Consider the following 220-nt stretch of genomic DNA (forward strand, 5'->3'; position numbering starts at 1 on the left):
GCTCGTTCTCCTGGCGCAGCCGGGCGAGTTCCGAAGCCTGGTCCGCCGACATCGGCGTCGCCTGCGTGGTGGGGCGCCACGCCGCCGATGTCGGCTCCTGCCGAACCTTATCCACCCAGCGCCGCAGCACCGAGTCGCGCAGACCAAGCTCCTTGGCAACCGACGTGACCGAGCGCCCGCTCGACAACACCAGCTCGACGGTCTGGCGCTTGTATTCTTC

Annotated in this window: 1 protein-coding gene; it reads right to left on the minus strand. The window is 68.6% G+C overall.

Going from position 1 to position 220, the window contains the following annotated elements; genetic code table 11:
- On the minus strand, positions 1-220 hold a 220-nt coding region (locus CWO89_RS45590), incomplete at both ends, for a transposase (protein ID WP_165421655.1).

The organism is Bradyrhizobium sp. Leo170 (genome assembly GCF_004296405.1).
GTDB lineage: Bacteria > Pseudomonadota > Alphaproteobacteria > Rhizobiales > Xanthobacteraceae > Bradyrhizobium.